Source organism: Synechococcus sp. CCY 0621, from assembly GCF_019038465.1.
Classification (GTDB): Bacteria; Cyanobacteriota; Cyanobacteriia; order PCC-6307; family Cyanobiaceae; genus Cyanobium.
Map to the genome: position 1 here is coordinate 21,037 of NZ_JAFKRH010000021.1, position 6,544 is coordinate 27,580.

A 6,544-nucleotide genomic window follows, 5' to 3' on the forward strand; every position below is an offset into this window, starting at 1 on the left:
CCCATCATGCGGTTCGTAGGGTTTGATCCAGGTGGCGAAAAGGCTTTTGGCTGGGCAGTCGTCGAAGCCACGACAGATGGCCTCCGGTTTGTTGCCGGCGATGTTGTGAGTGGCGCGCCTTCCGCTGTCGCACAGTCTTCAGCTCTGTTGCGCGGAGCGCCAGCCGCAGTTGGAATTGACGCTCCATTGTTTTGGGTATGCGAGGGTGATCGGAGCGCAGATGCACAGGTTCGCAGGCTTGTTTGTGAAGCTGGTGGCCAGTCCGGCACCGTCAGCCATGTCAACTCCTTGCGTGGGGCCTGTCTTGTTCAGGGTGTGCTCGTTGCCCAGCTATCCCGTGAGCAGTGGCCCGCCGCGCCACTGACGGAAGCGCATCCCAAGGCGCTCTTGCGGGTATCGGCGGCGGCGCTCGCTTTCGTGTCTGCGCCCGAGTTTCCCGAGGTCGGCGAGCATATCCGGGATGCTGCGCTTGCCGCTTATGCCGCCCACGCTTTCTTGACGCAGGCGGCTGGTTGGCACGATCTTCTTCTCAATGAGCGCTCCCCGTTCTTCCCTGGCGGTACGGAGGTTGCCTACTGGTTTCCAAAGCAGCGAACCTGAGCCGACCCATTGTGGGCCTCTCCACGTCAGGTGACTCCCGCTGCAGACCCGTTGAACGTGCTTCGCTGCTTGAGCGCCCTGACCTGCCTGTTGCTCATGGGCTGTGAATCCCAATGGAACGCCGTCAATCGTTCGGCTCTGGAGTCCGATATCCGCGCCATCCTCAACACAGCGGCGGTCGTGCCGCAGCAGCTTGAATGCCGCATGGTTGGCTCGACACGAGATGGCTCCTGCTCCGTCAGCATGACCCAGTCAGAGACCGACTCTGTGATTCGCGCCTTGGCGCTAGACAGCGTGCCTTCGTCAGGGGATGTCCCATCTCCCCTCGCTCGCCTTGTCGCCCGCGCCGGCCCGAGTTGTGCAGTGGGTGAGCCCATGTCCCTGGCAACCTATGGCCTCTCGGGTCGTCCAAAATCTCTGCGGCTCCCCAGTGGCTCGGCTTTCGAGTATCTCCTACTCACCATCCACAAGAGCACAGGACAGGCCTGCCTTCAAGTTTCCTATGCGTATGGCTAGGGTATCGACTTCCTCCCGCTGATTGAGGGGGTTCGGCCGTAAACTGGCTGGCATCACGCCAGCAAGCATGCCGATCCTGTGGGAAACATATTTCCCCAACGTGAATCGCAGGATTTTGCTAGGTTCCCAAGCCGCTATCCATGGCCCCATGGCCGCCAACGCGACACTGCACTTCTTCTGCGGGAAAGCCGGAGCTGGAAAGACGACGGTTGCACAGACTGTGGCGCGGGACACCCGCGCGATTCTGATCTCGGAGGACATCTGGCTGGCCCGCTTGTTCGGAGATCAGATGACGACTTTCCAGGACTACATTCACTTCTCAAGGAAGCTGAAAACTGTGGTGGGCCCTCTCGTGGTGGACCTCCTGAAATCCGGTCAATCCGTGGTGCTTGACTTTCAGGCCAACACCAAGGCCGGGCGCGCCTGGTTCCGTTCGCTCTTCGAGGAGGCAGGGGCGGATCACCGCCTGTATTTTGTGAACACGCCAGATGCAGAGTGCCTGGCGCGGATCGCCAGGCGGAATGACGAGCAACCGGAAGGCTCCCATCAACTGACAGAGGACGACTTCATCCACATCTCCTCATTCTTTGAAGCTCCGGAAGACTCCGAGTCCTTTGCTGTCATGATGCACGCGACGTGAGTCGGCAGCGCCCTGATGGACGTCCCAGGAGCTGAACCCGCGTTCATCATCAGACTTCGTGCTGGATCACTCCCATGACCCATTCAGCCATTGCCGCGGCCTACGACCAACTCGCACCCCGGTGGCAGGATGATAAGTTCAGCACTGTCGATGGCGTAAGCCAGCATCAACGTGCTTTGGCATTTCTCGGTCCAGTCGGTTGCGGTTGGTCTCTGAGTGTGGGCTGTGGCTGCAACACGAGGTTCAATTCTTTGCTGCGTGAGCGCGGTCTTCTTCTGGAAGGGATTGATCTGTCGCCCCGGATGATCGCGCTGGCTCAGGACGCGGACCCATCCGTCGTGTTGCACCATGTGGATGTCTGTGACTGGAGCCCGCCGCGGATGTACCGCTTCATCTCGGCGTGGGACAGTCTCTGGCACGTGAATCTTCAGCGCCAGCGAGCGGTGATGCTCAAGCTCATGGAGGCGCTCGAGATCGGTGGAATCTTTCTGTTCACCGCCGGAGGATTGGACGGGCCAGGCGAGCACTTCGATGCGACGATGGGGCCGGATGTCTACTATGCGACCCTGGGAATTCCTGGTCTTCTCGAGGTCCTCAAGGACGGTCGTTGCGTCTGTCGTCACCTCGAATTCGATCAGTTCCCAGAGCCTCACCTTGCCGTCATTGCCCAGCGAACGGCCTGATCGGCCATTCAGCCATGGCCTGTTCACCACCGTGGGCATCGACGTCGGCGGCCCCCGCAAGGGCTTCCATGCCGTCGCCCTCACCGATGGTGCCTACTCCGGCCAGCTGTCCACCACCGATGCCGAGGCCCTCGCCCACTGGTGCCGCTCCCTGGTGCAGGCCCGCTTGATCGCGATCGATGCCCCCTGCCGCTGGAGCTGCGATGGCCGTGCCCGACCCTGCGAACGGGAGCTGAGGCAGCAGGGGATCATCTGCTTCGCCTCGCCCACCCGCCAGGCCGCCGTCGCCCACCCCACCGGCTACTTCAACTGGATGCTTCGCGGCGAAGCGCTCTATCGGGCCCTCGAACCCAGCCATCCGCTGTGCACCGCTCTGCCGATCGGCGCTGGTCCCTGCTGCTTCGAAACCTTCCCCCACGCCATCACCTGGCACCTGCGTGGCGGCCAGGCCCTGGCCTCCCAGAAGCGCACGCAGCGCCGGGAGTTGCTGCAGCAGGCGGGGATCGACATCGCGCCACTCACCAGCATCGACTGGATCGATGCCGCCCTCTGCGCCCTGACCGCCCACCACGCCGCCAGCGGTGGCACCTGCGTGCACTACGGCGAACCGGAGACCGGCTGGATCGTGGTGCCTCACTGAGCCGCCGGGGCCTCGGCTCCACGGGAAACGGAGATCAGCGCTCCCACCAGGCCGAGGGCGGCCGCCAGGCGAAAGGCCAGCTGCTGGGCCCCCAGAAAGGCCTCCAGCTGGGACCCGCCCAGCCGCGCTCCCACCTCCCCGGCCAGGGCGGCGTCGGCACCGGCGGCGCCGAGGCCGTGGGCGAGCAGGGAGGCCGCCAGCGCCGTCCCGATCGCCTGGCCGAAGTTGCGCGCCGTCGACAGGAAGCCGTTGGCCACGCTGAGGTGTTGCGCCGGCACCGTATTGAGCGTGGCGCTGTTGTTGGGGGGATGGAACAGGCCACCGCCCATGCCCAGCAGCACCAGCGGCCCGATGATGCTGGCGTCGGCAGCGTCCGGACCCAGCCAGGACAGGCCCACCAGGCCCGCACTGACGCAGAGCATGCCGGCCGTGCTGAGGGTCCGCGCCCCGGCCCTGTCCCCCAGGCTGCTCACCGTCAGGCTCGTGGCGGTGAGCACCAGCGAGAGCGGCACGATCAGCACCCCCGACATCACCGGCGAGCGGCCCAGCACCAGCTGGGCGTACAACGGCAGCAGGAAGTAGCAGGCCACTGCGGCCACGAAGTAGAAGGCGGCCGCCACCGAGCCGCAGGTGTAGGCCCGCGAGCGGAACAGGCTGAGCGTCAGCAGCGGTTTCGCCAGGCGCTGCTCCACCGCCACGAACAGGGCCAGGGCCGCTCCGCCGCCCAGCAGGATCGCCAGGCTGGCCGGCGCCAGCCCGCCCTGGGAGAGCTGCTCGATCACCAGGAAGGGGGCGCTGGTGGCCACCACCGCCAGCACGGCACCGGTCCAGTCCATGGCGCTGCGGTCCTGGCTGCGGGGGCGGGCCTTGAGGATCCGCAGGCTGAGGATCAGTCCGGCCAGGCTCACCGCCAGGATCACCAGGAACAGGGAGCGCCAGCCGAACTGGCCGATCAGCAGGCCGCCGAGCACCAGCCCCGTGACCTGGGCCAGCGCCAGGATCGAGGCATTGACGGCCATGGCCTTGCGTCGCTCCTGCTTCGGGAAGACGGCGGTGATCTCGGCCATCACGTTGGCCAGCACCAGGCCGCCGCCCACGCCCTGGAGCACGCGGAAGCCGATCAGGATCTCCACCGTCGGTGCCAGGGCGCACAGCACCGACGTGACGACGAGCACGCCCATGCCGAGGACGACGATGCGCCGGCGTCCCCAGATGTCGGCCAGGCGTCCGGCCGGCAGCAGGGTGACCGTGACGGTGAGCAGGTAGGCGACGATCACCCACTTCAGAACCGGCAGCCCGACGCCGAACTGACGCGCCATCGCCGGCAGGGCGAGGGTGACGATGAACCCGTCCATGTAGACAACGAAGTTGCCGCATTCCACGGCGGCCAGGGTCCACCAGCGGTCGGGATTGGCCGGCGGCGCTTCGCCCGGATGCTGGACGGCTGCGTTGACTTGGTCCATCGACGGTGCTGGCCTGATCTACAGATGGCCATGGAGATCCTGCCAGCGGTGGTGTCCTACCGGCGTGGGGTTCGGCCCTGAGCAGACAGAGGGGCCTCCATCGAGATGTTCATTAAAGTGCCCCTATGGACATTTCCGTGACCGAGTTCCGTGCCCAGTGCCTGGAGTTGATCCGGCAGGTGGAGAAGTTGGCGGCACGCCTCATGCCCCCGACCGCGCGCTCCGCTCAGGGACTTCCCCCATGGACGACCCTGTGCGGTTACGGAGTGCTGTACGCCGAGCCCGAGGAATCGGTGCTGGAGGACCAGGCCTTCGATGCCCTGCGGTGAAGGTTCTGCTGGACACCCATGTCTGGCTCTGGTGGCTCTTGGGCTCCGGACGCCTCGTGGCCGGGCAAAGGCGTTCGCTGGATCGAATGGCTGCCGCCGGATGGGTTCCATGGTGATCCTGCGGACAGGCTGATCGTGGCCACTCCGCTGCTGCGGATGAGAGCAGCAGAGGTGGCGCCCCTGCGCACCGGTCGATGACATCCAGGGCCTTCGAGGGCGGCTGCCTCTGTGGCGCCATCCGGTTCCGAGCCACCGGTGTCCCGGAGAGGCCCCACACCTTCTCCTGTGCCATCTGTCGCCGACACTCCGGCGCGCTCACGCTCACCTGGGTGGAGATCCCGGCGGCGAGCGTCGAGTGGATCGGCCCCGGCGGCAGGCCAGCCACTTGGCGTTCCTCCGCCTTCTCCAGCAGGGCCTTCTGCAGCACCTGCGGCACCACGATCGGAGCCATCGACGACGACCCGATCGTCGCCCTCGTCACCGGCGCCTTCGACAAGCCCCATCTCAAGGATCTGGCTCCGACGGCCCACTCCTATGTCTTACGCCGGGTCTTACGCCGGCCGCGGTGGTGGCATGTCGCGTCTGACGCCAAGACACGCCACGGGCGCGATTCTCCATGTCGGGCGACGGATCGCTCGGGCCATGATCAGCCGAGCCCCGATGGCCTCAGCCCAGGCCGCGATTCTCGACGGCCACCGGCGAGCCGATGGCAGCGCGGTGCCGCTGCTGGGGGCGCTGGGGCCTGGTGCTTTCGGATCAAACGACCTGGTCTAGTCTGGTCTGGTTGAGCCGCCCGTCGCCATGGTGTCCCGTCCGAGCCGGGTGGTGAACATGCTCGAAGCCAAGACCCACCTCTCCCGGCTGGTGGAGGTGATCGAAACCGGCGCCGAAGCCGAGGTGGTGATCGCCCGCAACGGCCGGCCCGTGGCGCGGCTCACCAGCCTGCAGACCCCGGAGCGCCCCTGCCGGCTGGGCCTCGCCCGCGGACAGTTCGTGGCGCCCGAGTCGATCGATGCGGCCAACCCCCTGATCGCCGATCTGTTCAAGCAGGGCTGATGCGCCTGCTGCTCGATACCCACACCTTTCTCTGGGCCATCACCGATGACCCGAAGCTGGGGTCCCGCAGCCGTGAGCTGATCACCAGAGAGGCCAGCGCGGTGTTCCTCAGCCACGTCTCGCTCTGGGAGATCGCCATCAAGCACACCCTGGCCCGCGGCGACATGCCCCTGTCGGCGGGCGAGGCCATCGCCTGGGCGGAGCCATCCGGCTTTGAGCTCCTCCCCATCGACCTTCCCCATCTGCTGGTGCTCGAGCAGCTGCCCCTGCACCACCGCGATCCCTTCGACCGTCTGCTCGTGGCCCAGTCCATCAGCGGTCCCTTCACCCTGCTCAGTGCCAATGCGGCCTTCGCCGCCTACGGGGGCCCGCTGCAGGATGCCCGCGCCTGAGGCCGGCAACGGCCTGGCGCCTGTGCCGGCTGTACCGGCTGCGCCGCTCGATAGTGACGGGAGATGGGAGGGCGCGCGATGGTGGGGCGGAGGACGCAGCTGGGCCTGGTGGCGGCGGGCGGGGCCGTGGTGCTGACCCTGGGTGTCGGCCTGCTGCGCCGCGGCACGCCGCCGCCGCCGGTGGTCGAGCGGCCGATCCGCACCGTCACCGCCCTGGGCCGGCTG

Annotated in this window: 9 protein-coding genes and 1 pseudogene; 9 read left to right on the forward strand and 1 reads right to left on the reverse strand. The window is 66.5% G+C overall.

Going from position 1 to position 6,544, the window contains the following annotated elements; translation table 11 throughout:
• Nucleotides 1-6: 6 nt before the first annotated feature.
• From KUG43_RS17455 to KUG43_RS07460, 4 genes are all read left to right on the forward strand, one after another.
• Complete coding sequence (locus KUG43_RS17455) at nucleotides 7-600, forward strand: DUF429 domain-containing protein (protein WP_216907668.1); 594 nt, start codon at nucleotides 7-9, stop codon at nucleotides 598-600.
• Nucleotides 601-1,264: 664 nt separating this feature from the next.
• Nucleotides 1,265-1,756 carry a P-loop nucleotide/nucleoside kinase family protein gene (locus KUG43_RS07450; protein ID WP_043325669.1) on the forward strand — a complete coding sequence of 164 codons (492 nt, stop codon included), beginning with the start codon at nucleotides 1,265-1,267 and terminating at the stop codon, nucleotides 1,754-1,756.
• Between the two features lie 74 nt (nucleotides 1,757-1,830).
• Nucleotides 1,831-2,439 carry a class I SAM-dependent methyltransferase gene (locus KUG43_RS07455; protein ID WP_216907670.1) on the forward strand — a complete coding sequence of 203 codons (609 nt, stop codon included), beginning with the start codon at nucleotides 1,831-1,833 and terminating at the stop codon, nucleotides 2,437-2,439.
• A complete protein-coding gene (locus tag KUG43_RS07460; protein ID WP_216907672.1) occupies nucleotides 2,411-3,079 on the forward strand; it encodes a DUF429 domain-containing protein in 669 nt (222 codons plus the stop codon). The genes KUG43_RS07455 and KUG43_RS07460 overlap by 29 nt, the downstream gene beginning before the upstream one ends.
• On the opposite strand, the gene KUG43_RS07465 is transcribed toward KUG43_RS07460, so the two are convergent.
• Nucleotides 3,073-4,542: an MFS transporter gene (locus KUG43_RS07465; RefSeq protein ID WP_216907674.1), complete on the reverse strand. Its 1,470-nt coding sequence runs from the start codon at nucleotides 4,540-4,542 to the stop codon at nucleotides 3,073-3,075. The two genes, KUG43_RS07460 and KUG43_RS07465, sit on opposite strands and share 7 nt — an antisense overlap.
• Before the next feature lie 137 nt (nucleotides 4,543-4,679).
• On the opposite strand from KUG43_RS07465, the gene KUG43_RS07470 reads away from it, so the two are divergent.
• The 5 genes and pseudogenes from KUG43_RS07470 (at nucleotide 4,680) to KUG43_RS07485 (ending at nucleotide 6,319) form a co-directional block, all read left to right on the forward strand.
• Nucleotides 4,680-4,871 (forward strand): hypothetical protein, encoded by a 192-nt coding sequence (locus KUG43_RS07470; protein WP_216907675.1) that lies wholly within the window; start codon nucleotides 4,680-4,682, stop codon nucleotides 4,869-4,871.
• 194 nt (nucleotides 4,872-5,065) lie between these two features.
• Nucleotides 5,066-5,398 (forward strand): annotated as a pseudogene (locus KUG43_RS17295) (GFA family protein); the annotation flags it as partial.
• A 115-nt stretch (nucleotides 5,399-5,513) separates the two neighbouring features.
• The gene (locus KUG43_RS17010; RefSeq protein ID WP_286194519.1) at nucleotides 5,514-5,645 is read left to right on the forward strand and encodes a hypothetical protein; all 132 of its coding nucleotides are present in this window, start codon (nucleotides 5,514-5,516) and stop codon (nucleotides 5,643-5,645) included.
• A 27-nt stretch (nucleotides 5,646-5,672) separates the two neighbouring features.
• On the forward strand, nucleotides 5,673-5,927 hold the full coding sequence (locus tag KUG43_RS07480; protein WP_216907679.1) for a type II toxin-antitoxin system Phd/YefM family antitoxin: 255 nt from the start codon (nucleotides 5,673-5,675) through the stop codon (nucleotides 5,925-5,927).
• Nucleotides 5,927-6,319 carry a type II toxin-antitoxin system VapC family toxin gene (locus KUG43_RS07485; protein WP_216907681.1) on the forward strand — a complete coding sequence of 131 codons (393 nt, stop codon included), beginning with the start codon at nucleotides 5,927-5,929 and terminating at the stop codon, nucleotides 6,317-6,319. The genes KUG43_RS07480 and KUG43_RS07485 overlap by 1 nt, the downstream gene beginning before the upstream one ends.
• Nucleotides 6,320-6,544 lie beyond the last annotated feature (225 nt).